22 protein-coding genes are annotated in these 24,382 nt (G+C 61.7%); 17 read left to right on the top strand and 5 right to left on the bottom strand.

Going from position 1 to position 24,382, the window contains the following annotated elements; translation table 11 throughout:
- The 7 genes from PspR32_RS11525 to PspR32_RS11495 all read left to right on the top strand — a co-directional run bounded on the left by PspR32_RS11525 (window position 1) and on the right by PspR32_RS11495 (window position 5,454).
- Complete coding sequence (locus PspR32_RS11525) at window positions 1–459, top strand: Lrp/AsnC family transcriptional regulator (protein WP_010221913.1); 459 nt, start codon at window positions 1–3, stop codon at window positions 457–459.
- Complete coding sequence (gene ahbB, locus PspR32_RS11520) at window positions 456–965, top strand: siroheme decarboxylase subunit beta (RefSeq protein WP_010221912.1); 510 nt, start codon at window positions 456–458, stop codon at window positions 963–965. The genes PspR32_RS11525 and ahbB (PspR32_RS11520) overlap by 4 nt, the downstream gene beginning before the upstream one ends.
- A complete protein-coding gene (locus tag PspR32_RS11515; RefSeq protein ID WP_100782680.1) occupies window positions 958–1,401 on the top strand; it encodes an Lrp/AsnC family transcriptional regulator in 444 nt (147 codons plus the stop codon). The genes ahbB (PspR32_RS11520) and PspR32_RS11515 overlap by 8 nt, the downstream gene beginning before the upstream one ends.
- Entirely contained in the window at window positions 1,376–1,876 is a 501-nt protein-coding gene (gene ahbB, locus PspR32_RS11510; protein ID WP_159388506.1) for a siroheme decarboxylase subunit beta, read from the top strand. The genes PspR32_RS11515 and ahbB (PspR32_RS11510) overlap by 26 nt, the downstream gene beginning before the upstream one ends.
- 15 nt (window positions 1,877–1,891) lie before the next feature.
- Window positions 1,892–3,070 (top strand): heme d1 biosynthesis radical SAM protein NirJ, encoded by a 1,179-nt coding sequence (nirJ, locus tag PspR32_RS11505; protein ID WP_159388505.1) that lies wholly within the window; start codon window positions 1,892–1,894, stop codon window positions 3,068–3,070.
- 72 nt (window positions 3,071–3,142) lie between these two features.
- On the top strand, window positions 3,143–3,973 hold the full coding sequence (gene cobA / locus PspR32_RS11500; protein ID WP_159388504.1) for a uroporphyrinogen-III C-methyltransferase: 831 nt from the start codon (window positions 3,143–3,145) through the stop codon (window positions 3,971–3,973).
- Window positions 3,970–5,454, top strand: a complete 1,485-nt coding sequence (locus tag PspR32_RS11495; protein ID WP_159388503.1) for a nitrite reductase — start codon at window positions 3,970–3,972, stop codon at window positions 5,452–5,454. Before cobA ends, PspR32_RS11495 begins: the two co-directional genes overlap by 4 nt.
- Here PspR32_RS11495 and hemN read toward each other — a convergent pair.
- The 3 genes from hemN to PspR32_RS11480 all read right to left on the bottom strand — a co-directional run bounded on the left by hemN (window position 5,451) and on the right by PspR32_RS11480 (window position 8,689).
- Window positions 5,451–6,836 carry an oxygen-independent coproporphyrinogen III oxidase gene (gene hemN / locus PspR32_RS11490; RefSeq protein ID WP_010221905.1) on the bottom strand — a complete coding sequence of 462 codons (1,386 nt, stop codon included), beginning with the start codon at window positions 6,834–6,836 and terminating at the stop codon, window positions 5,451–5,453. The two genes, PspR32_RS11495 and hemN, sit on opposite strands and share 4 nt — an antisense overlap.
- Window positions 6,823–8,157 carry a hypothetical protein gene (locus tag PspR32_RS11485; RefSeq protein WP_051636777.1) on the bottom strand — a complete coding sequence of 445 codons (1,335 nt, stop codon included), beginning with the start codon at window positions 8,155–8,157 and terminating at the stop codon, window positions 6,823–6,825. Before PspR32_RS11485 ends, hemN begins: the two co-directional genes overlap by 14 nt.
- An 88-nt stretch (window positions 8,158–8,245) precedes the next feature.
- On the bottom strand, window positions 8,246–8,689 hold the full coding sequence (locus tag PspR32_RS11480; protein WP_010221903.1) for a CopD family copper resistance protein: 444 nt from the start codon (window positions 8,687–8,689) through the stop codon (window positions 8,246–8,248).
- A 183-nt stretch (window positions 8,690–8,872) separates the two neighbouring features.
- On the opposite strand from PspR32_RS11480, the gene PspR32_RS11475 reads away from it, so the two are divergent.
- From PspR32_RS11475 to PspR32_RS11455, 5 genes are all read left to right on the top strand, one after another.
- Entirely contained in the window at window positions 8,873–9,298 is a 426-nt protein-coding gene (locus PspR32_RS11475) for a DUF1810 domain-containing protein (RefSeq protein ID WP_010221902.1), read from the top strand.
- 185 nt (window positions 9,299–9,483) lie between these two features.
- Window positions 9,484–11,223 carry a dipeptidase gene (locus PspR32_RS11470; protein ID WP_159388502.1) on the top strand — a complete coding sequence of 580 codons (1,740 nt, stop codon included), beginning with the start codon at window positions 9,484–9,486 and terminating at the stop codon, window positions 11,221–11,223.
- Entirely contained in the window at window positions 11,220–12,005 is a 786-nt protein-coding gene (locus tag PspR32_RS11465; protein ID WP_232531842.1) for a hypothetical protein, read from the top strand. The genes PspR32_RS11470 and PspR32_RS11465 overlap by 4 nt, the downstream gene beginning before the upstream one ends.
- 145 nt (window positions 12,006–12,150) lie before the next feature.
- Window positions 12,151–14,766, top strand: coding sequence for an autotransporter outer membrane beta-barrel domain-containing protein (locus PspR32_RS11460; protein ID WP_442967008.1), 2,616 nt, complete (start codon window positions 12,151–12,153; stop codon window positions 14,764–14,766).
- Complete coding sequence (locus tag PspR32_RS11455) at window positions 14,766–15,689, top strand: hypothetical protein (RefSeq protein ID WP_010221897.1); 924 nt, start codon at window positions 14,766–14,768, stop codon at window positions 15,687–15,689. The genes PspR32_RS11460 and PspR32_RS11455 overlap by 1 nt, the downstream gene beginning before the upstream one ends.
- Before the next feature lie 128 nt (window positions 15,690–15,817).
- Here PspR32_RS11455 and PspR32_RS11450 read toward each other — a convergent pair whose 3' ends face one another.
- Both PspR32_RS11450 and PspR32_RS11445 read right to left on the bottom strand, forming a co-directional pair.
- Window positions 15,818–16,726, bottom strand: coding sequence for a carbohydrate kinase family protein (locus tag PspR32_RS11450; RefSeq protein ID WP_036995895.1), 909 nt, complete (start codon window positions 16,724–16,726; stop codon window positions 15,818–15,820).
- A 133-nt stretch (window positions 16,727–16,859) separates the two neighbouring features.
- Complete coding sequence (locus tag PspR32_RS11445) at window positions 16,860–18,422, bottom strand: carbohydrate porin (RefSeq protein WP_036995896.1); 1,563 nt, start codon at window positions 18,420–18,422, stop codon at window positions 16,860–16,862.
- Between the two features lie 169 nt (window positions 18,423–18,591).
- Here PspR32_RS11445 and PspR32_RS11440 point away from each other — a divergent pair, with 169 nt between their 5' ends.
- From PspR32_RS11440 to PspR32_RS11420, 5 genes are read left to right on the top strand one after another with little or no spacing between them, the layout of a single operon-like run.
- Entirely contained in the window at window positions 18,592–19,866 is a 1,275-nt protein-coding gene (locus PspR32_RS11440) for an ABC transporter substrate-binding protein (RefSeq protein ID WP_159388501.1), read from the top strand.
- A 21-nt stretch (window positions 19,867–19,887) separates the two neighbouring features.
- Entirely contained in the window at window positions 19,888–20,850 is a 963-nt protein-coding gene (locus tag PspR32_RS11435) for a carbohydrate ABC transporter permease (RefSeq protein ID WP_010221891.1), read from the top strand.
- Complete coding sequence (locus PspR32_RS11430) at window positions 20,847–21,689, top strand: carbohydrate ABC transporter permease (RefSeq protein WP_159388500.1); 843 nt, start codon at window positions 20,847–20,849, stop codon at window positions 21,687–21,689. Before PspR32_RS11435 ends, PspR32_RS11430 begins: the two co-directional genes overlap by 4 nt.
- A gap of 27 nt (window positions 21,690–21,716) precedes the next feature.
- Window positions 21,717–22,862, top strand: a complete 1,146-nt coding sequence (locus tag PspR32_RS11425) for an ABC transporter ATP-binding protein (protein ID WP_010221889.1) — start codon at window positions 21,717–21,719, stop codon at window positions 22,860–22,862.
- The gene (locus tag PspR32_RS11420) at window positions 22,859–24,361 is read left to right on the top strand and encodes a glycoside hydrolase family 32 protein (protein WP_026001237.1); all 1,503 of its coding nucleotides are present in this window, start codon (window positions 22,859–22,861) and stop codon (window positions 24,359–24,361) included. Before PspR32_RS11425 ends, PspR32_RS11420 begins: the two co-directional genes overlap by 4 nt.
- The last annotated feature ends 21 nt before the right edge of the window (window positions 24,362–24,382 follow it).

The following is a 24,382-nucleotide window of genomic DNA, read 5'->3' as shown; positions in this document are numbered from 1 at the left end:
ATGCCGCTACTCGCCCTTGAACAGCGCCTGATCGAACGTTTCCAGCATGGCATGCCGATCTGCGCCGAGCCCTACCTTGAGATGGCCCAGGTGCTGGACTGCAGCGAAGCGCAGGTGATTGCCTGCCTGCAGCAGATGGCCGAGCGCGGCAGCCTGTCGCGCATCGGCCCGGTGTTCGATCACCACCGCGCCGGCGCCAGCACCCTGGCTGCCTTGGCCGTGCCTGCCGAACGCCTGCAACAGGTGGCCGAACGCGTCAGCCAGTACCCCGAGGTCAACCACAACTATGCCCGCGAGCATCACTACAACCTCTGGTTCGTGCTGACCGGGCCGGACCGCCCGCACCTGCAGCGGGTGCTCGACGAACTGGAAGCCGACACCGGCCTGACCCCGCTGGACCTGCCGATGCTCACCGCCTACCGCATCGACCTGGGCTTCGCCCTGGGAGACGCACCATGAGTTGCCCGCTCGATTCCACGCAGCGCCTGGCCCTGCGACGGTTGCTCGAAAGCGGCCTGCCGTTGCTGCCCCGGCCTTACCAGGCCCTGGCGCAGCAGATCGGTGCCCAAGAGCAGCAGGTATTGGCGCAGCTCGACCAGTGGCAGCAGCAAGGCCTGTTCCGCCGCCTGGGCCTGGTGCTCAATCACCGCGCCCTGGGCTTTACCGCCAACGCCATGCTGGTGCTGGACATCCCCGATGCGCTGATCGACGAAGTCGGCCAGCGCCTGGGGCGCGAGCCGCAGGTCAGCCTCTGCTACCAGCGGCCGCGGCGCTTGCCGCAGTGGCGCTACAACCTGTTCTGCATGGTCCATGGCCGCCAGCGCGAGCGGGTCGAGGCGCAGATCGCAGGGTTGCTCGAACGGCACCAGCTCAGCGACCTGCCCTATCAACTGCTGTTCAGCACCCAGGCGTTCAAACAATGCGGCGGCCGCTTCGCCCCTGTTGGAGCCCGCCCCCATGGATGAACTCGACCGTCGCCTGATCAACCGCCTGCAACTGGGCCTGCCGCTGGTGCCTCAGCCCTGGCAGGTGCTGGCCGAGGAGCTGGGCAGCAGCAGCGAGCAGCTGCGCGAACGCCTGCAACGCCTGCTCGACGACGGCACCCTGACCCGCTTTGGGCCGATGTTCGACATCGAGCGCCTGGGTGGTGCCTTTACCCTGGCGGCGCTGAAGGTCCCCGAGGCGCGCTTCGAGGCCGTCGCCGCGGTACTTGCGGCCATGCCTGAAGTCGCCCACAACTACCGACGCGAACACCCCTGGAACATGTGGTTCGTGCTCGGCTGCGCCAGCCTCGAAGCCCTCAACGACGCGCTACGGCGCATCGAACAGGGCACCGGCCTGGCCCCACTGAACCTGCCCAAGGAGCAGACTTACCATGTCGGCTTGTACTTCCCGGTCTGAACAGGCCCTGGCCCTGCGCCTGGTGGAACTGACCCAGGCCGGCCTGCCGCTGGTCGACGACCCATGGGCCTGGCTGGCCGAACAGTTACAGCTGAGCGTCGAGGCGACCCTGGCGCTGCTCAAGCGCCTGCAGGCCGACGGCGCCATCCGCCGTATCGCTGCGGTGCCCAACCACTACCGCCTGGGCTATTGCTGCAACGGCATGACCGTCTGGGATGTCGACGATTCGCAGATGCCCCGCCTGGGCCGGCTGATCGGCGCCCAGCCCTTCGTCAGCCACTGCTACCAGCGCCCGCGCAGCGGCGACTGGCGCTACAACCTGTTCGCCATGGTCCATGGCCGCAGCAGCGCTGAAATCAACAGCTACCGCGAGCACCTGCGCTACCTGCTGGGCGATGCCTGCCGGGCCGACGACATGCTGGTGAGCAGCCGCATTCTGAAAAAAACCGGTTTACGCCTACCCACCGGCCCCTGAACCAAGGAGCGTTGCATGTTGAGGATCAGCCACTACCTGCGCACCCTGGCCGGCCACAGCCCGGCCCCTCGTACCAGCCCGGCGGGCAGCACGCGCCCGCCGGTGGTGATCTGGAATCTTCTGCGCCGTTGCAACCTGACGTGCAAGCACTGCTACGCCACCTCGGCCGATAGCGCGTTTCGCGACGAGCTGGACACCGAAGCGGCCCTGCAGGTAATCGACGACCTGGCCGAGGCCGGGGTCAAGGTGCTGATCCTCTCCGGCGGCGAGCCGCTGCTGCGCGGCGACCTGTTCCTGCTCAGCGCCCATGCCCGCGACAAAGGCATGTTCGTCGCCCTGTCGAGCAACGGCACGCTGATCGATGAAGGCAACATTGCCCAGGTGCGCGCGGCCCGCTTCGATTACGTCGGCATCAGCATCGATGGCCTTGAGGCCACCCACGATGCCTTTCGCCAGCTCAACGGCAGCTTCGCCCGTTCACTGAAGGCTATGCGCCTGTGCCGCGAACACGGTATTCGGGTCGGCATGCGCACCACCCTGACCCAGGACAACCACGCGCAATTGCCGCAGCTGCTGGCGTTGATGCGCGACTGTGACGTGCACAAGTTTTACCTCTCGCACCTGAACTACAGCGGCCGCGGCAAACGCAGCCGCAAGCTCGACGCACTGCAGCAGATGAGCCGCGAGGCGATGAACCTGCTGTTCGACCAGGCCTGGGATGATATCCAGCACGGGCGCGACAGCGACTTCGTCAGCGGCAACAACGATGCCGATGCCATCCTCTTGCTGCAATGGACCGCGCGTCGCCTGCCCGAACACTACGCGCAACTGGAACAGATGCTGCGCGCCTGGGGCGGCAATGCCTCAGGCTGCGCCATCGCCAATATCGACAACACCGGCGAGGTGCACCCCGACACCTACTGGTGGCAGCACTCGGTGGGCAATGTACGCCGCACGCCGTTCCGCACCCTGTGGCTGGAACAGCCCGACCCTCTGCTGCTGCGCCTGCGCGAGCATCCCCGGGCGGTGACCGGGCGCTGCGCCGCCTGCCGCTGGCTGAGCATCTGCAACGGCAACACCCGCACCCGCGCCTGGGCCGCCGGTGACCTCTGGGGCCAGGACCCCGGCTGCCACCTGAGCGATGAAGAAATCGGCCTGCCGCCGCCCCCCTGCATTCCTTGCGTCACGCATTGACAACCTGACCGGGCAAGCCGCCGACACAGGCGACAACCCGGCGCCCCTGATGATGGATCAAGGAACGCCCTCATGCATTGTGCCTCCGTTCTACCTGCCGCCCTGCACTCGCCCTTCAACCCCGGGGAAGTCGCCCTGGTCGGCGCCGGGCCCGGTGACCCGCGCCTGCTTACCCTGCGCGCCTGGAGCCTGCTGATGCAGGCCGATGCCGTGGTGTACGACCGGCTGATCAGCGGCGAACTGCTGGCGCTGATCCCTACCGCCTGCAGCCGCCACTACGTCGGCAAGATCAGCGGCTACCACAGCCTGCCCCAGGCACAGATCAACCAGTTGCTGGTCGACCTTGCGGCCCGGGGCCAGCGGGTGGTGCGGCTCAAGGGTGGCGACCCGTTCATCTTCGGCCGTGGCGCCGAAGAGCTCGATCACCTCCTGCAGCACGGCATCGATTGCCAGGTGGTGCCGGGCATCACTGCCGCCGCCGGCTGCAGCGCCTATGCCGGCATCCCCCTGACCCACCGCGACCTGGTCAGCTCCTGCCGCTTTATCACCGGCCACTTGCAGCACGACGGCGAACTCAACCTACCCTGGCATAACCTGGCCGACAGCAGCCAGACCCTGGTGTTCTACATGGGCCTGTCCAACCTGCGGCTGATCGCCGAGCAATTGATCGGCGCCGGGCTTGCCGCCGACACGCCGGCGGCGCTGATCAGCCAGGGCACGTGCGCCGATCAGCAGGTGCTGCGCGGCAGCCTGGCGCAGTTGCCAATGCTGGCCCGCCAATGCCCCGCCGCCACGCCGACGCTGACGGTGATCGGCCAGGTGGTCGGGCTGTTCGCCGAGCAGGCGCTGCGCTACCCGGCGCACTTTGCCGGTGCCGCGCTGGCCGCCGAGGTCGCGCCATGAAAGCCCTGGCCCTTGTCCCATGGTTATGGATGGCTTCGGCCCAGGGCGGCCCGGCCCTTGACCAGGCCGCCGCGGACTACCAACAACATTGCCAGCAGTGCCATGGCACCCATCGCTTCGGTGCCAGCGGCCCGGCCCTGCTGCCGGAGAGCCTGAGCCGGATCAAACCCGCCGAGATCCGCCAGGTGATCACCGGCGGTCGCCCGGCCAGCCAGATGAACGGTTTTGCCCAGGTATTGAGCGCAGCCCGGATCGACGACCTGGTGGCCTACCTGCAACGGCCTCCGGCCACGCCACCGACCTGGAGCGACAGCGAGATCCGCGCCAGCCACCAGGTGTTCAACGCTATCGACAGCCTGCCCGGCACCCCCCAGCACGGCGCCGACCCGCTGAACCTGTTCGTGGTGGTCGAAGCCGGCGACCATCACATCAACATCCTCGACGGCGACCGCTTTACCGTACTGGCCCGTTTTGCCTCGCACTTTGCCGTGCATGGTGGGCCGAAATTCTCCCCTGACGGGCGCTTTGTCTACTTCGCCTCCCGCGACGGCTGGGTCAGCCAGTACGACCTGCACAACCTCAAGCTGATCGCCGAAGTGCGCACCGGGCTCAACACCCGCAACCTGGCGGTGAGCAAGGACGGGCGCTGGGTGCTGGTGGGCAACTACCTGCCGGGCAACCTGGTGCTGCTCGATGCCCGCGACCTGAGGCCGGTGAAAACCATCGCCGCCGTTGGCCAGGACGGCACGCCGTCGCGGGTCAGCGCGGTGTACACGGCGCCGCCGCGAGACAGCTTCATCGTTGCGCTCAAGGACGTGAAAGAGGTGTGGGAACTGTCCAGCGCCGGCCAGCCCGACTTCGTGCCGCGGCGCATTGCCGCCGAGGATTTTCTCGACGACTTCTCCTTCTCGCCGGACTACCGGCAGCTGCTGGCCACCTCACGCAAGGCCAACGGCGGCCAGGTGATCGACCTTGACAGCGGCCAGGTGCTCAGCCGCATCGCCCTGCCCGGCATGCCGCACCTGGGCTCCGGCACCTGGTGGCGACGCGGCGGCGACTGGGTGTTCGCCACACCGAACATCAGCAAGGGGCTGATCTCGGTGATCGACCTCAAGACCTGGAACGTGATCAAGGAGATCCCGACCCTGGGCCCGGGCTTCTTCATGCGCAGCCACGCCAACTCGGCCTATGCCTGGACCGATGTATTCTTCGGCCCCGACAACGATGCCATCCACCTGATCGACAAGCAGACCCTGGAGATCGCCCACACCCTGCGACCGGTACCAGGCAAGACCGCCGCCCACGTCGAGTTCAGCCACGACGGCCGCTACCTGTTGCTGAGCATCTGGGCTAACGACGGCGCGCTGATCGTCTACGACAGCCAGACCCTCAAGGAGCTCAAGCGCATCCCGATGAACAAGCCCTCGGGCAAGTACAACGTCGGCAACAAGATCGAGTTCGCCGAAGGTACCTCGCATTAAACCGTGCGCGAGAACTGGCCTTTGCGCCCACCGCCCAGGTAGGCGTCAAAGGCCATGGCGGTGTTGCGCATCATCAAGTGGCCCTGGGGCAGCAACTGCAAGGCGTGCCGGTCAAGCGCCAGCAACTGGTCATCCACCTGCTCGGCCAACTGCTCCAGGGCCTCGGCGAAGTAGTCGTTGAAGCGGATGCCATGGGCCGCCTCGAAGGTGGCGAAATCGACACGGCCATGGCACATCAACTGGTTGATCACCTCGCGGCGCAACAGGTCGTCGGCGTTCAGGCGGTAGCCGCGCTGGATCGGCAACAGGCCCTGGTCGAGCCGCGCATAGTACTGCGACAGCAGCTTGACGCTCTGGCTGTAACTGTCGCCGACCTTGCCGATGGCCGACACGCCCAGGCCGATCAGGTCGCAGTCGGCGTGGGTCGAGTAACCCTGAAAATTACGCTGCAGGGTGCCCTTGGCGCGGGCCAGGGCCAGTTCGTCGTCCGGCAAGGCAAAGTGGTCCATGCCGATGTACACGTAACCGGCTTCAGTCAGGCGCTGGATGGTCAGCTCCAGCAGCTCCAGCTTGCGCTCCGGCGGCGGCATGTCTTCGCGGCGGATCATCCGCTGGGCGCGGACCTGCTCGGGCAGGTGGGCGTAGCTGTAGGCGGCAATGCGGTCCGGGCGCAGGGCGATGATCTTTTCCAGGGTCACGTCGAAGCTCTGCACCGTTTGCAGTGGCAGGCCATAGATCAGATCGACGCTGATCGACTTGAAGCGCGCGTGGCGCGCGGCGGCGACCAAGGCGTAAATCTGCGCCTCGCTTTGCCGGCGATTGACCGCGGCCTGCACGTCGGCATCGAAATCCTGCACGCCGAAACTCAGGCGATTAAAGCCCAGGCCGCGCAGCATCTGGATTTGCCCGGTACTGACGGTGCGCGGGTCGACCTCGATGGAAAACTCGTGCTCGTCGCTGTCATCGAGGTTAAAGGCCTGGTGCAGGCAATCCATCAACTCGGCCAGTTGCGCATTGCTCAGGTAGGTCGGCGTGCCGCCGCCCAGGTGCAGCTGGGTCAGCTTGCGGCTGCGCTCGAACAGCGCGCCCTGCAAAGCGATCTCCCGCTTCAGGTAGCCCAGGTACTCGGCCGCGCGGTGTGTCTTGCCGGTGATGATCTTGTTACAGGCGCAGTAATAGCAAAGGCTCTGGCAGAACGGGATATGGATATAGGCCGACAGCGGTTTGGCCATCGGCGCCTGGTTGCTGGCCTGCACCGCCTGCAGGTAGTCATCGAGGGCAAAGGCCGGGTGAAACTGCGGTGCGGTCGGGTACGAGGTGTAGCGCGGGCCCGGACGGTCGTACTTTTGCACCAGGGCGCGGTTGAATTCAAAGGCTGGCATCGTGATCGACCCATTGCTGATGGAGGGAAAGCCCCGGGCTGCTCTGTTCGAACAACTGGCAGATGGCATCCACTTCCACTCGGCCTGCGGGCAATATGCTGATGTAACCTGCGCCCAACTCGACCAGCCCGGCGCGGCTCATGGCCTCCAGCTGGCGCCAGGCGCTGGCGAAGTGCTGGCGAAAGTCCAGGCCATAGCGGCTTTCGATGGCCTGGATATCCAGCTCCAGATCACAGGCCAGGCGTTCCATTACCCGCTGGCACACCTGGTCGTCGGCCTCGCAGCGCCAGCCGCGGCAGGTGGCCAGCTGGTCGTTGCCCAGCTGTTGCAGATAGTGCGCCAGGGTTAGCGCATTTTGCGCATAGAGCGCGTCGAACTGGCTGATCGCCCCCAGCCCGAAGCCGACATGGTCACAGTAACCATGGCGGGTAAAACCCTGACAATTGCGGCGCAGTCGCCCGCGCTCCTGGGCGATGGCCAGGTCGTCGTCGGCGCGCACGAACTGGCCCAGGCCGATGGGCTGGTAGCCCGCCTGTAACAGTTGCTCAAAACAGATGCGCCGCATCTGCGCCTTGTCCTGCTCGCTGCAGGGCGCTTGCCGGGCACTGCGGGCATAGCGTGGCGGCGGTTGGCTGTAATCGAACACCTGCAGGCGGTCGGGCTCAAGCTCGATCAGGGTGGCGAGCTTGCGGGCGAAGCTGTCCGGGGTCTGCCAGGCGTGGCCGTAGCCCAGGTCGACACTGACCGAGCGAAAATCAAAGGTCCGCGCCGCATCGATCAGCGAGTGAATCGGCGCCGGGTTCTGCCAGCGCGCGGCCGACAGCGCACCGTCCGATGTGCAATCCGGCACGCCGATGCTGACCTGGTTGAAGCCCAGCTCACGCAACAGGCCCATGCTCGCCCAATCGGTGTGCTGCAGATCGACCTCGACGCCGTAGTCACCGAGCTCATGCTCAAGGAAGGTAAAGCGCCTGCGCAGGTGCGCCATCAATTGCTGCAACGCTGCAGCGTCCAGCCGGGTAGCGCTCAGCTGGAACTGCTCGACGCGCTGCTCGGCACTCAGGTGACAGCCCACCAGGGCGATTTCCCGCCGCAGGCAGTGCAGATAGCGCTCCTGCTCCAGATTCTCGAGCCCGGCCGGCACTTGCAGGCTCAAGGACAACGGGCGCAGTTGCTGGCGGCTGGCACGCAGCGCACGCAATACGTCCAGCGAACCGATCCCGGCGTGAAACCTGCGGGTATCGGCATGCCCCCTGGGCTCGCTCGGCCACTGCCCATACGGGGGTATCTGCGCGGGGTAGCGATGAAGAGTATCGAGCATTGCAGGGCTCCGAGACAGGCTGCGGAACCTGAGTGTCTGCCCAGAGCGGCCGGGGGGCCTTGATTTGCATCAAGCGCCGTGCGACTGGCTACCAGGTCAGGTAGAACATGGCCTTGGCCAGCACCAGAATCAGCAGCAGATGCGCGAAAACGCTGTGATGAATGAACTTCACCCGGCCGCTGCTCATCTGCCCGGTCCTGAACAGCAGCATGGCAATCAGAAAATGCACCAGTACGCTACCGGCAACGATGACCTTCACCAGCAGCAAGGTGCCGAACGACGAGCTCAGCGGCGCGGCCAGCACCGGCAGGTAACGCTGCCAGACCATCCCCACCCCGGCGCCGAACAGTACCAGCAACACCCAGGGCATCAACTGCCGGGCGCGCTGGCCGATGGCCTGTTCGAGCAAGAGCATGAGTTTGGCCGGCAGCTGTTTGCGGATGTGCTCCAGAAACAACAGCTCGAAGAACACCGTACCGATGAACATCACTGCGGCGAACAGGTGCAGGGTTAACAGCAGCGGGTAAAGCATCGGGGCCTCGGCGCGAGTGTGGTACTGGGCTGGAGACTAGCGCGGCGGGCAGTAGCCTGCGTTGATGGCAATCAACAAAGCGCAGCCAACGTTCATTGCCGGCCCCCACACAAGAAATGCAATCTGCCCTGCTCTATGCTGACCTGTGTGAGTGCACATTCAACGCTGCAAGGGAGCGACAACATGGCTGATCCCTTCAATCTCTCTCGTTTCGTCGACGCCCAGGAGCCGGTGTATGAGCGGGTTATGCAGGAGCTGCAGGCGGCTCGCAAGACCAGCCACTGGATGTGGTTCATCTTCCCGCAGCTGCGGGGCCTGGGGCACAGCGAAACCGCCGAGCGCTACGCCATCAGCGGCGCCGAGGAAGCCCGGGCTTACCTGCAGCATGAACTGTTGGGGCCACGCCTGGAGCGCTGCGTTGCAACCCTGCTGCAGCACCCGGACAAAAGCGCGTTGCAGATCCTTGGCCACCCCGACGAACTCAAACTGCGATCCTGCCTGACCCTGTTTGCCCGGGTAGCGCCCGAGCCGCTGCTGTTCCAGCGGGCGCTCACGCAATTTTATGACGGCAAGACGGACACCCGGACGTTGGCGCTGCTCGGCGACTGAACAGCAGCCACAGCCGACAAGCGTCCTCCCCCTGGGCCTTTTGCGTTTCTGCGCCGCTTTTACATTTCTGTGCGACACATCCCACTTCAGGGACTCCCGTACCAGGCCCTCATGGTGGTAGCTTGGAAATGTTTTGTTGCACCTATCCTTTCTCATTATTTGCCTGCAAAGGAATGCCCCCCGCAATGAATTTCGCCCTGAAAAAACTGGCTGCGGCCACCCTGATGCTGGCTGGCCTGGCATCCATCACTTCGCCTGCCCATGCCAACATCACCGCGCAGCAGAGCGCGGCCATTCTCAAGAGTTTCAGCGACGCATCGGTCAAGGATTTCCGTCAGTTCCTCGCCAGTGTGGCGAAAAGCGAACTCGGCAAGGCCGACAAGCTCGACCAGAGCATCGCCGCCTTTCTCGGCAACAAGCAGCTGACAGCTGAACAACAGAACGAAATCCATCGCCTGCTGGGTATCTATGCGCGGGTGAAGTACGGCGATGCGGCCACCCAGACCTTGCGTGAACTGGTAGCCATTCCGACCTTTCGCGTCGACGGTGTTGCCCAGCACGACAACCCCGAGTTCATCAAGATCGCCGACAAGATCAAGGGCCTGGCCCAGGCCTTCAACCTGAACTTCCGTAACATCGACAACCGTGTCTATGAAATCTCCCTGGAAGGCCAAGGCGATGAAGTGGTCGGCATTCATGCCCACGCCGACGTGGTGCCGGTGACGCCGGAGAACTGGGTACTCAAGGACGGCACCCGCCTCGCCCCGTTCAAGGTCACCCTGATCGGTGATCGCATGTACGGCCGTGGTACCGAAGACGACAAAAACGGTATCGTCGTGGCGATGTATGCGATGAAGATCATCAAGGAAGAAAAGCTGCCGCTGGCACGCAACTTCAAACTGCTGGTCGACACCACCGAAGAGACCACCGGCGACGCCATCCCCTATTACTTCGAGCGCAACCCGACGCCCAACTACAACCTGGCGCTGGACGGTGGCTACCCGGTGGTGATCGCCGAGAAAGGTTATGGCACGGTCATGGCCAGCTTTGCCCGGCGCGCAGGCGAAGGCAAAGGCGCTGAAATCATCGCGCTGACCGGCGGCCTGGCCACCAACCAGATCCCGTCCACCTCGGTGGCGACCCTGGTGACCGACAAGCCCGCCGAATTGGCTGCCAGCCTGCAAAAAGCCGGCGCTGAGTATGCCAAGGCCAATGGCGGCAACTTCGAGGTAAGCGCCAAGGTCGACGGCAAGGACGTCAAACTGACCGTCACCGGGGTCTCGGCGCACTCCTCGGAGCCGGAGTCCGGGGTCAACCCGGTGGCGCGGATGCTCGACTTCCTCAACAGCCTCGAAGGCAAGGTCGCGCTCAAGCACAACCACATCACCGACGCCGCCCGCTACGCCGCCGACAACTGGGGCCTGGACTACCTGGGGGGCAAGCTGGGAGTCGGTTTCGCGGACACATTCATGGGCCCGCTGACCACCTCGCTGACCTACGTCGGCCTCGACGACAAAGCCTTGAAGCTGGCGGTCAACCTGCGTGTGCCGAAGGGCAAAAGCCCGCAAACCCTGAAGAGTGAAATCGCTGGCAAGCTGGATGCGTGGAGCAAACAGAGCCACATCACACCGACCTTCGACTACTCGATCGCCGAGCCGATGTACCGCAACCCCGAGGGCGAATGGGTCAAGGCGCTGCTGGCAGTCGCCAGCGAGAACCTGGGGATGAAGCACGAGTTCGGCACCTCCGCTGGCGCCACCTCGGTGCATGAACTGCCCAATGGCGTGCAGTTCGGCCTGGCCATGCCCGACGTCAAGTACACCGGGCATAACGACAACGAGTTCAAGACCGTGGAGCAGTTCCTGCTGGACCTGCAAGTCGTGACGGAAATGATGGGGCGTGTGGGGCAGATGCCCACGCTTTGACGCGCCTGGCAGGCCCGCTGTGGTGGCGGGCCTGCCTTGTTGACGGTGTTGCGCTGTTTCTTCAGCGATGTCGCCGTGCTGCAGGTTATGATCCCCCCACCCCACCATGGAATGGATCAAACATGCAAAAGACCTCGCCCCGGCCAAGGTTGCTCAGGGCCACACTGTTGGCATTGGCTGCGCTGAGCAGCGCCAGCATCAGTGGCTGCCTGACCAGCGCGCTGTATGAGCCGCGGGCCAGCGATGAAGTCTATACAGAGCAGGTTGGCCAGCTCTATGTCACGGCTGACCAGAAGAGCCTTGTGGTACTGGGCAAAAAATACCACTACGTCATCCTGGTCGAACCCGAACTGTTGCAGGCGATCCGCTCAGGGCTGCATGCAAAGATGCAGGCTGAGTTTCTGCCAGTCCACGTCGGCATGTTTAAAACCCTGGATGGCGAGTTCGTACTCAAGATTCCCGGGCTTGGGCAACTTGATCCACACGAGCTCAACGAGGCACAAGCGCTGGGCTTCGTTGCGTCGGCGCAGCAGGACGCCCTGCTGCATCGCTACAGAATCCGCGGCAGCCGGTTTGAGTCCGCCAAGGACATCACGGGTTTTCAGGGCAATACGCTGAACAGCACGTACACCCTTCAGGTGTCGGCCTACAGAGAAAAGAGCAAGGTTACCCAGGTACTGCTGACGCCGGTCACCGTCACCGCTGATGGCGTGTTGATGATCCTCGCCGCACCGCTGTTGCCGGTGGCGTTCATGGTGGCTCAACCGTTCCGGGTCAAGTAGCGGTCACGCAATCAAATAATATCATTTTGACATCAACTCATTTACCATCGCCGCGCTCTTCTGCGTGGCCCCACCTTTTTTGTCGCAACGAGGTCCAGCCCCGCACGGAAGCGAAGCACCTAAAACGCCGTTAAAGGAATGAACCGTGACCCCCGTGATGTTTCGCAAGACCCTGCTCGCCCTGGCCGTAACCACCACTGCCCTGCCCGCCTTCGCAGACACTGTCCAGCTGACCAACGCCGGCTTTAAAAGCGAGCACCAGCACTACAGCGGCAATCTCGAGATCACCGGCGCCTACAACGGCCGCAGCGCTGAAGATGCCATCGAACTCAACGGTTCGAGCATCGAGAAAGACCTGATTCTCAATGCCACCATCAACAGCACCGGCGACTTCGCCGGCGGCGTCGACATGGACGTGTGGGAAGGCACGCAGCCGTGGGTCGCCAACAGCGTTGGTGGCGACGTGATCAACAAGGGCAGCATTTCTGCCATTGGTGGCGGCGCCAACGCGCTGATGATCGACCCGGCGAAGATCGGCGGCAGCGTCATCAACGAAGGCCTGCTGTACGCAGAAGGTGCGCCGCTGAACGACGACGGCGGCCGCGATGTCGCCCGCGCCGTGGATTTCTCCGGCTCTTCGGTGATCAAGGGCGACCTGCTCAATGCCGCCAGCGGCAAGATCATCGCCAAGGGTGAAGATGCCAAAGGCATCAACCTTGAAGGCGGCGAGATCGTCGGCAAGGTCATCAACCGTGGCCTGATCGAAGTCACCGGCGCAGGCGCGACCGGCATCGACGCCACCACCAGCGGCTCGGGCGCGTACACCGACATGGTCGACCTGGCCGGCATCGAGAACCACGGCACCATCATTGCCAACGGCGACGACGCCGAGGGTATCCGCATCGACGGCGCCAGCTTCACCGGTATGAACAACCACCTGGTCAACACCGGCACCATCCGCGCCGAAGACGCCGCCATCGCCATCGGCTTCAGCGACTTCGACAGCCCGGGCGCCCAGCCCTGGTACAAAGAAGAAGGCGATTTCAACATCTTCAACAGCGGTTCGATCATTTCTGCCGACGAGGCCATCGACGCCTCGGAAAGCAACCGCCCGGTCGAGCTGATCCTGCGCAAAGGCAGCGTGATCGTCGGCAACCTGATCGACCTGAGCAATATCGAGATCGAAGGCGACACCTCGTTCACCGGTACCGACAGCCGGGCTGACGGCGCCAACATTCGTATGAAAGACGGCGGCTGGATCGATGTCGGCAGCGTCAGCGACAACCTGAAAACCACCCTGACCCTCGAAGCCCCGCACACCAGCATCGACGGCAACCTGTACGTCGCCGGCAATTCGGCCCTGGGCCTGAACCTGAGCAGCGCCACCGACGCCAACACGGCCGTGCTCAAAGTCACCGGCACCACCCAGTTCGGCCAGGGCGCCCAGGTGCAACTGGCGGCCAAAGGCGAAGACTTCAACGCCAATGGCAGCACCTACAAACTGATCGAAGCCGGCCAGATTGAGCTGCTGGGCGCCGACGGCGAAAGCGTCGACCCGAACGGCAAACTCAACCTGGTCAGCAGCTCGGCGCTGCTCAAGGTCGACAGCTTCACCGTCGACAACAATCAGGTGGTGGCTGTCGTCACCGGCAAGGGCAAGGAAGAAGTCGAGCAGATCATCACCAACCAGGGTGGTTCGGCCAACAGCCAGAAAGCCTTGGGCAGCCTGACCGCCGACGGCATGATCGGCAAGCTGGCCAACAACGACCCGTTCAAGCAGGCATTGCTCAACGCCGATGAAGCCCAGGTCGCCAAGCTGGCCTCGGAACTGACCCCGGAAACCAACGGCGGCGCGACCCAGGCCGCCACTACCAGCCAGAACCTGGTGAGCAACGTCACCGGCAGCCGCACCAGCTCGCTGCGCGGCGCCTCCTCGGGCGAGGGCTTCAAGGAAGCCGGTGTCTGGGTCCAGTCGCTGTACAGCGATGCCTCGCAAGACCTGCGCGACGGCGTGGCCGGCTACAACGCCTACAGCCGCGGTATCGCCGTGGGTGCCGATGGCAAGCTGAACGACAACCTGACCCTGGGCCTGGCGTACAGCTTCATCAACACCGACGTAAACGGCAAAAGCGGCAACCAGACCGAAGTCGACAGCCATGCCTTTACCCTCTACGGTGGGTTCGAGCAGGGTAACTATTTCGTTGATGCCAGCCTGACCTACGGCTTCAACGACAACGAAAGCAAGCGCAACATTGCCGGCACTCGCGCCAAGGCTGACTACGACAGCGACCTGCTGGGCCTGAACCTGATCGGTGGCTACACCTACCGTATCAACCCGCAGGTACTGCTTGAGCCACGCCTGGCCGCACGCTACAGCCTGGTGAACATCGACGGCTACCGCGAGAAAGGCTCTTCGGCAGCACTGAAGGTCGAAGATCAGCGTTACGAAGCCATCGAGCTGGGTGCCGGCCTGCGTGTGGCGGGCAGCTTCGCCCTGGGCGCCGGTACCCTGGAGCCGCAAGCCAAGCTGATGGCGTATCACGACTTCGCCGCTGACGAAGCGAAAAGCACCTCGACCTTCCTGCTCGGCAGCACGCCGTTCGTGACCAGCGGTGCCAAGGCAGCACGCAACAGCTACGAAGCCGGCGTGGGTGCCGACTACAAGCTGGGCGCGGTGACCCTGGGCGTCAACTACGACTACATCGGCAAGTCGGGCTTCGATGCCGACGTGTTCTCGGCGAAAGTCCGTTACGACTTCTGATGAGCAACCGCCTTGCCGGCCCACGCCCGTGGGCCGGCGTCTGTCGAACCGTGGGGGCGCTGCTGGTCAGCGCCCTTCTCTGTGCCTGCCAATCCTCCTTTCAAACGCTGCAGCAACTGGCTGAACAGCACGGTCGACACCTGGAGGTAGTACCGGGACAGCCATTTCCGCTCGCCATGCTGGCACCACCTGACCAGCGTGCAACCGAGCGTCTGCGGGTGTACCTGGAAGGCGACGGCCATGCCTGGGCCACGGCGACTCAGCCCAGCCTTGATCCGAGCCCGCGCAACCTGCTGGTGGCACGACTGGCGCTTGAGGACCCGACCCCGAATGCCTATCTCGCACGGCCTTGCCAGTTCGTCACCGCAGCAGGCTGTAGCTCTGCGCTGTGGACTGATCGGCGCTTCTCCCAGGAAGTGGTCAGCAGCCTCAGCCAGGCGCTGGACCGGCTCAAACAGCGCTTCGGCAATCGCGAGTTCGAGTTGGTGGGGTATTCGGGCGGCGCGGCGTTGGCGGTGCTGCTGGCCGGGCAACGGGACGATGTCACGCAGATCCAGACCATCGCCGGCAATCTTGATCCAGGCTTATGGGTACAGCTCAAAGGCTTGTCGCCGCTGAACGGTTCGCTGGACCCGATGGCCTATCGGGACCGGGTGAAATCATTGCCCCAGCGGCATCTGCTGGGAGGTCGCGACCAGGTGATTGCGGGTGAGATCGCCGCCAGCTTTCGCGGCAATCTGCGTTCGAGCGACTGCAATCAACGGGTGATCATCCCTGGCGCAACGCATGAGTCAGGCTGGGAAGCTGCGTGGAGGGTTTGGCGAAGCCAGCCGATCGACAGGTGCAACCAACACGGAAACCGCGCTGAGTCGCCGCGTGCTGAAGATCGAGACCCACCGCGGCCGGCCGGTTCAGGAGTATGACGTGCGGAACCGCTGGTTCAACCTGGTCGATCGCTCACCTGTGACTGATGACAAACCCTTCGACGACTAGCCAGCGCAGTTTGTTTATCTTGAATCTGGCCTCCCGCTTGCAGCGCCGGCAACCATGCTCAGGTATGCATTAGCAGCTTCAGTAAACCATCTACATCAGCTAGTGCAGGAGCATGGGCTCCGGCATGACGGCACGATATGGATGCGCAAGCCGCTGAAAATCGCAGGCGCTCTTTCAAGTCTGCGATCCCCAGCATCTGCGCAGCCAGCCAACCCGCCATACAAGCATCTCCTGCTCCTACCGTGTCTTCCACTTCCACGGCAATCGCTGGCTGATCGAGTTGGCTGTCCGGGGTGTGGAGAGTCATCCCGTGTTCCCCTCGGGTAAAAAGGATCTGCGCCTGAGAATTCAGAGCACGCAGCTCATCCATTGCCTGGTATTCGGTCAGCCCTGGATAAATATGCCGGAGGTCTTCGTCGGACAGCTTGATCATGTCAGCAAGGGTGGTCATCGTAGTGAAGGTCTGCTCCCGATAATGGCGATCCATTAACGTGCGCCAATTAGGATCATAGCTAATCCGTTTACCGGCGCCCTTGGCCTCCTGAGCAATTTTAACCAGCCTGTCTGCGAGTGGTTGTCGAGCCAAACTGATGCAACTGAAGTGGCACAGCTCTGCGTGGTTGAGCCATCCTTCGGGCATCTGATCTGGATCGAAAAAAAGATCGGCATCTCCCGCAAAAAAGTAACGTGGAGGACGGCTCGATAGAACAATGGCGACCAAAGGATCTCGATCTACCCGTTGGATGAAGTTCATATCCAGCCCTGCAGCTTTCGACTGCGAGACTATCTCGTCGCCCATTGAATCTTTGCTCACTGCCCCAGCAAAAGCGCTGCTAACACCCAAGCGACCTAGTGCTCGTGCAACGTTCCAAGGAGCACCACCTGGGTAGCCCTTCCACTGTCCAGGGGTGCCTTGGACAAGGTCCGTCAGGGCTTCGCCAAATACTACTGCGCGAGGCAATACCATCGTCATTTCCTCAGTTTTTTATCGTAGGGATAACTGCAGGCTCATCAGCGTTGACCGGTAAACAATGACTCAATACGCAGGGTGAAAAGCCGGGTTCGATGCGTGAAGGCGGGGTGGCCGACGCGTTCAAATATTAAAACCAGGTTTCCATCTGTATACCGTATTGCCATACACCTCCGGCGTTGAAGTCCGTCGTGCCGAAGTTGTCTGTGGCGCTGTATCTGTCCAGATCCGAAGACCAGTTCATGAGACTTGCGAACACGCGCAACTCGGGACGTGTGAGAAGGTCTCCAACATCAGGTTTGAATGTCGGGGCAACCGTGAATTTCCAGAAGTTACCGTCGACCGCATTACGTTGCATATAGCCCTTGGGATCGAGGTCCATGGTTTGCCAGCTCATTTCGTAGGCCATCTCGAAATTGCTGTTGATTTCATTGGCCAAGCGCACGTTCAGGGTCATCCAACGGTAGTCGTCACCCTTGACGTATCTGTCCTTGCTTTGTTCGGCCAGCACGCTGGGACCGATGCGCCAGCCAGGTGCAATGGGTGTCTCACCGTAAAGCGCCAGACGCAAAGCGCGGGCATCGTCGATCAGTTCGCCATCCGAGCCGATGTTCTTGACCTCTGCACCCAGACCTTGCCCATAGAGCAGTGCCGTTTTGAAGAAGCCTTCCCTGCCAAGAAAGTTTTTCTGGTGATTGGCCAGCATGCTGTGCAAGCCTGAATCCGCAGGCGTCAGGCCCGCTTCATTGCTGCGGGTGCCAATGTCGTTTTTCTTTGAGCCAATGGCATTGAACATCCACTGCCACTGACCATTATCAAAGAACTGGTTAGAGGTCAGGATGTAGCTTTCCACATCGGCGTTGATACCGCCTTCACTGAAATCCCCGTAGTTACGCCCGATCAAGGAATAATTCGAGCGCCAATGCTTGTTCATCTGCATATCGTAGATTCCACCCCCGGTGCCAGCCAGATAAACGACGTCCGAGTCCAGCCAGTGGATGTCGAAGTTATCCCTGTCGAATCGCTTGCCTGCCCACAGGGTGGCGTTCTCAAACACTGAATTACCCTTGAATGCAGCAAGATGGTCGAGCTCTGCAAATACCTGACGCACGTTCAGGTTACTTTCATTGGCCGTCCAGTCGTTGGAGCTTTCCACTCCATCGGCGATAGAAACCGTGAATTTGGAACGGGTGCCGTTTTGCGCATAGGCTTCTTTCGAGAGGTCTATGCGCATGTAGGTGTCGTCTTCGTTACCGAGTCGCCCGACGGCCCCGCCGACCGAACCGGCAGGGGTTGTATAAGGGCCACCACGACCACCGCCACGTCCATCGTTGATCAGCAGTCCGGAACGGGCGTAGCCCTTGAAGCTGAAGCCGTCAGTAAGGTGTCCGCTGCTGCCCTGCTTCTCCATGCTTTGCTGACGGGCTTCCAATGTTGCAACCCGGGCATCCAACGTGGGCGCCGCAATCGCTGTCGAAGTAGACGCAGGCGGCAAGGTGGGCGTTGCACGTTTGAGCTGCTGCAATTCCCTGGCGAGTGCTTGGGTCTGCTGTTCGGCTGCGGCTGCGCGCTTTTCCGCTGCGCTGGCACGGGCTTCAAACGCGGCCATGCGTTCTTCCAGAGTCGCGGCCTCAGAGGTCGCAGCCGATGTGCCGAGCACACCTGCAAGTAGCCAGCTTGATGCTTTCTGCATGTGGGTTTCCTGTCTTGTTTTTATTGTTTGCTCCTGCGACCAGCCCTTTCTACGTGCGTTTCGATTTGTTGCGGTCGACGTAAAAAAAAGGATGCCTCATCGCAAAGACGCTGCTACATTTGGCAATGTTAACGTTAACTTTTTTAAAAACAAAAATAAAGGGTACGCAATGAAACAGCTGAAATCTGTCCTTCCAGCAGCACTCATTACCCTCTGCGCCGGACTGCCATCCGCCTCGAGCGCAGCAGATTTGACGATTTCGTGCGGTGCGGTGGGTGCGGAATTAGCACTCTGCAAGGAGGCTGTCGAAGCGTGGTCGAAACAGACCGGCAATAACGTCGAGGTGGTTTCCACGCCTAATTCGGCGACCGAGCGGCTGTCGTTCTACCAACAGATCCTCAGTGCGCAGTCCACCGATATCGACATCATCCAAATCGATATGGTGTGGCCGGGGATGCTGGCCAAACACCTGATGGATCTGCGCGAGGTGCTTCCTGCCAACGCTACCCAGGGCTACTTCCAGGCACAGGTGGATAACGCCACAGTGAACGGGCGGCTGGTGACGATGCCATGGTTCACCGACTCGGGCCTGCTGTATTACCGCAAGGACTTGCTCGAGAAGTACAACCAGCAGGTTCCCCAGACCTGGGAGGAAATGACCGCTACCGCCAGGAATATTCAACAGGCCGAGCGCACTGCTGGGAACCCCAATGCCTGGGGTTACATCTTTCAGGGACGCGCCTACGAGGGCCTGACGTGTAACGCGCTGGAGTGGATCAGCAGCCAACCGGACGGCGGACTGGTCAACCCACGCGGTGACATCGTGGTCAACACTCAGGCCTCAAGAGCGGCTTTGACCCTGGCGAAAAGCTGGGTGGGAGACATCTCCCCGCGAGGCGTACTCAACTACACCGAGGAAGAAGGACGTGGCGTATTCCAATCGGGAAATGCGTTGTTCATGCGTAACTGGCCTTATGTCTGGGCCTTGGTACAAAGCCCGGACAGTGCCGTAAAAGACAAGGTCGGGGTCGCCCCCCTGCCCCGTGGCGGCATAACCGGCACCCATGCCTCCACCCTCGGCGGGTGGGGCCTGGCAGTATCGCGTTACAGCGCCCACCCAAAACTTGCCGCAGAGTTAGTGAGCTACTTGAGCAGTGCCCAGCAGCAGAAACATCGTGCCCTGGTCGGCGCCTATAACCCGGTTATCGAGTCGCTGTATCAAGATCCCGACCTGCTCGCGGCAATGCCTTATTACAGTCAGCTGCACAGCATTCTCAACGATGGGGTGATGCGCCCCGCCTCAATAACCGCCGATCGCTATCCACGGGTCTCCAATGCGTTCTTCGATCGAGTGCATGGCGTGCTGGCGGGCGAGCAGCCTGTCGATCAGGCGCTGAGCGAACTGGAAAGTGAGCTCACTCGCATCAAACGTCGGAGCTGGTAAGCCACAAGGAAGGAAATCGCCATGCCTGTCTCTACTACCCATGCCCCCCGTGAGCAGCTCCTGCTCACCCGGGAAACGCCTGTACAGCGCCGCCAAGTACGCACCGCCTGGCTGTTTCTGACACCGATGTTGCTGTGTCTGGCTCTGGTGGCGGTCTGGCCGCTACTGCGCACATTCTGGTTCAGCCTGACGGACGCCAACCTGGCGGACACCAGTGAAGGATCCTTCGTAGGCTTGAGCAATTATCTGTTCCACAACGGTTCCAACTGGTCGGGCATCCTGGTTGATCCTCAATGGTGGAACGCTGTTCGCAACACCTTGCATTTCACCGTGGTGTCAGTGGGACTGGAAGTCGTCCTGGGCCTACTGGTGGCGTTGCTGTTGAACATCAAGTTCACCGGCCGCGCCTTGGTGCGTGCGTTGATTCTGATTCCTTGGGCGATTCCTACCATTGTCTCGGCGAAGATCTGGTCGTGGATGCTCAACGACCAGTTCGGCATCATCAATCACCTGATGCTGAGCGTCGGCCTGATTGACGCGCCCCTGGCCTGGACGGCAGATGCGGATCTGTCGATGTGGGCGGTGATCATCGTCGATGTCTGGAAGACCGTCCCGTTTGTCACGCTGCTGATGCTGGCGGCCTTGCAGATGTTGCCGAGCGATTGCTACGACGCCGCCAGGGTCGATGGCATTCACCCGCTGAAGGTGTTCTGGCGTGTCACGCTTCCTCTGTTGATGCCTGCATTGTTGGTGGCGGCGATCTTCCGCATCCTCGATTCCCTGCGAGTGTTCGACGTGATCTATGTGCTGACCTCGAATTCTTCGAGCACCATGAGCATGTCGGTCTATGCCCGCCAGCACCTGGTGGAGTTCCAGGATGTTGGCTATGGCAGCGCGGCCTCGACTCTGCTGTTTCTGGTCGTTGCGGTAATCGCCATGCTTTATCTCTACCTCGGACGCCGTCAAATGGAGGTTCGGTCATGAGCCTGCGCCTACTCAAAAAAACGCTGTTACGTCTCGGGTTCTGGTGTCTGATCGGGGTTTTGCTGCTGTATGCGGTCTTCCCTTTCTACTATGCCATCGTGACTTCGCTAAAGCCGTCTGGTGCCTTGTTCCAGGTGAGCTACTGGGTCGAAAGCCCCGACTTCTCCAATTACGCGGCGGTACTCCACCAAGCCTCATTCCTGCGAGCGATCGGTAACTCGCTGGTGGTTGCGCTTTGCGTGGTGACCCTGGCGCTGTTCCTCAGTGTGACCGCCGCCTATGCCTTAGGAAGGGTGAAGTTCCGTGGGCGTGGCACGGTATTGATGATGGTGCTTGGCGTGTCGATGTTTCCCCAGGTTGCCGTGCTGTCGGGGCTGTTCGAAGTGATACGTGCCCTGGGCCTGTACAACACGTCTTGGGCATTGATCCTGAGCTACACGATTTTCACCCTGCCGTTCACCGTCTGGGTGCTGACCACGTTCATGGGCCAACTGCCACATGAACTGGAAGAAGCGGCAATCATGGATGGCGCTTCGCCCTGGGTAACCCTTACCCGGGTGCTGTTGCCGCTGCTATGGCCTGCACTGATCACCACGGGTTTGTTGGCTTTTATTGCAGCGTGGAACGAGTTCCTGTTTGCCTTGACCTTGACCCTCACCGACACGCAACGCACGGTGCCGGTCGCCATTGCCTTGATTTCCGGCGGTAGCCCCCATGAACTGCCGTGGGGGCTGTTGATGGCCGCATCGGTGCTGGTCACCGTCCCTCTGGTAATTCTGGTGCTGATCTTCCAGCGCCGAATCGTATCCGGTCTCACTGCCGGCGCGTTAAAGGGTTGATGCCCAACAAGTACAAGGAACAGCATCGTGATCAAACTGAAACTAGACAACGTGAACAAGCAACTGGGCGGCATGCAGATACTTCGCGACGTTAACCTGGAGATCGCTGCGGGTGAATTCGTAGTTTTCATTGGCCCTTCGGGCTGCGGAAAGTCGACCCTGCTGCGACTGATCGCCGGACTGGATTCGATCTGCGCCGGCAACCTGCTGATCGACGGGCAACGGGTCAACGACCTGGAACCGCGTGAGCGTGGCGTCGGCATGGTGTTTCAGTCTTATGCGCTGTATCCGCACATGAGCGTCTACGACAACATCAGCTTTGGCCTCAAACTGGCCAAGACCGAAAAGAGCACCCTGCGCGAACGCGTGCTGAAAACAGCGCAGATCCTTCAATTGGACAAATTGCTGCAACGCAAACCAAAGGAACTGTCTGGAGGACAGCGTCAGCGTGTAGCAATGGGCAGAGCCATGGCGCGGGAGCCGGACATTTTGTTATTCGATGAACCCCTCTCCAATCTGGATGCATCTTTACGGGTGCAGATGCGCAACGAAATCGCCCGGCTGCATGCTCGACTGAGCTCGACCATGATCTACGTCACCCACGATCAAGTGGAAGCGATGACCCTTGCCGACAAAATTGTTGTGCTCAATGGCGGTCATATAGAGCAGATCGGCTCACCGCGCGAACTCTATGAGCGCCCAGCGAGCCGCTTTGTCGCCGGCTTTCTCGGTTCGCCAAAAATGAACTTTCTAGCGGCGCGCCTGCATACCCCGGGCGAAACCAGCCTGGTCGATACCCCCGTTTTGGGTATGACCTCCCTACCCTTCGACAGCTCACACCTGGCGGCAGGCACGTTACTGAGCCTGGGGGTTCGCCCGGAGCATGTTTCGCTCAAAGCGGCAGGGGGGGCAGTCGGGATCGTCGTGGCCGGGGTCGAATACCTTGGCAGCGAAACGTATGTGCACCTCGAAACAGGCCAGGAGGAGCCACTGATCTGTCGTTGCGAGGTCAGCGCCGGCTGGCAGGCGGGCGATCGGGTCGAACTGCAGCTGGACATCGACAACCTGCACCTGTTCGACAACGACGGTACGGTCTTGGAGCGTCATCCACAAGCCATTGAAACCCGTCCGAATGAAGTCTCTCTGCGCTCAGACCGAGCACCGGCCCTATGACCTTGTCTTCGAACAACATGAGCGATCCAATGTCTTCTTCCCTTGATCTTGCGCAGCAGGCACTGAGTGACGGCCTGTCTCGTGTCATCCAGGATTATCGGCCCGGTTATCATATCGCTCCCCCGGCAGGTTGGATGAACGACCCTAACGGGGTCGTGTACTTTCGTGGCGAATATCACGTTTTCTATCAACATTACCCCTTCGAAGCGAAATGGGGCCCGATGTATTGGGGGCACGCCAAAAGCGCCGATCTGGTTCATTGGCAGCACCTGCCCATTGCACTGGCACCCGGCGATGACTTCGACCGTGATGGATGTTTTTCCGGTAGTGCGGTGGTGTACGGGGATACCCTCGCACTGATCTACACCGGACACACCTGGCTGGGGGAAGTGGGTGACGAACGCTTGATCCGTCAAGTACAGTGCCTGGCCACCAGTATCGACGGCATCCGGTTCGTCAAGCAGGGCGCAGTCATCGAGACCGCGCCGCACGACACGATAATGCACTTTCGTGACCCCAAGGTATGGAAAGAGGATGACTTTTGGTACCTCATTGCCGGCGCACGTCTGGGCGATAGGCCGCTGCTCCCGCTGTACCGTTCTACGGACCTGTTCACCTGGGAGTTCCTCGATTACGTGTCCAGTGGCAGCGAGGGCGATGGCTACATGTGGGAGTGCCCGGATCTGTTTCGACTGAACGGACGCGATGTGCTGCTGTACTCCCCCCAAGGCATGCAACCCCAAGGTTATGAACGGCTCAACAAGTACCAGACCGGTTATCGAGTGGGCCGACTCAACAGCGAGTGGCACTTCACTGGCGGGCCTTTTATCGAGCTGGATAACGGCCACGATTTCTATGCAGCGCAAACGTTGATAGCCGCCGATGGTCGACGACTTTTGTGGGCGTGGCTCGACATGTGGGAAAGCCCGATGCCGAGCAGAGCCCATCACTGGTGCGGCATGCTCGGTTTACCGCGCGAACTTGAACTGCGCGCAGATCGCCTGCACGTGTATCCGGCACGGGAGCTCAGCGCTCTACGCAAGGCGCCATTGCCGAGTACGCCATGGTGGGATGGGTCGGGAACCCGGTGGGTGCCGCAAGTGAAGGGCGATATGCTCGAACTCCATGTGCATCTGGATTTGCTCGGCTGCACCGATGGGCACTTGGGAATCGCCTTGCGCTGCAGCGACGATGGCCATGAGGAAACCCTACTCTACTATGATGCGTCGTTACGTCGTCTGGTGCTTGACCGCAGCCACTCGGGTGCGCAAGCCACAGGTCAGCGCAGTGTGGCGATAGACGCAAGGCAGGAGCGACTCGAACTGCGCGTGTTCCTGGATCGCTCGTCCATCGAGGTGTTCGACGAAAGCGGGTGCTTTAGCCTCAGCAGTCGCCTCTATCCGCAGCCCGACAGTCTGGGGGTGAAGCTCCTTGCAAGCGGGAATGGCGGGCGTGTCTGCATTCCCAGAGCATGGCCTCTCGCCTCGGGATGGCTATGAGCTGCGTCATTCGGATCGCAA

This window comes from Pseudomonas sp. R32, from assembly GCF_009866705.1.
Taxonomy (GTDB): Bacteria; Pseudomonadota; Gammaproteobacteria; order Pseudomonadales; family Pseudomonadaceae; genus Aquipseudomonas; species Aquipseudomonas donghuensis.
This window is presented reverse-complemented; position numbering and strand designations above follow the sequence as displayed.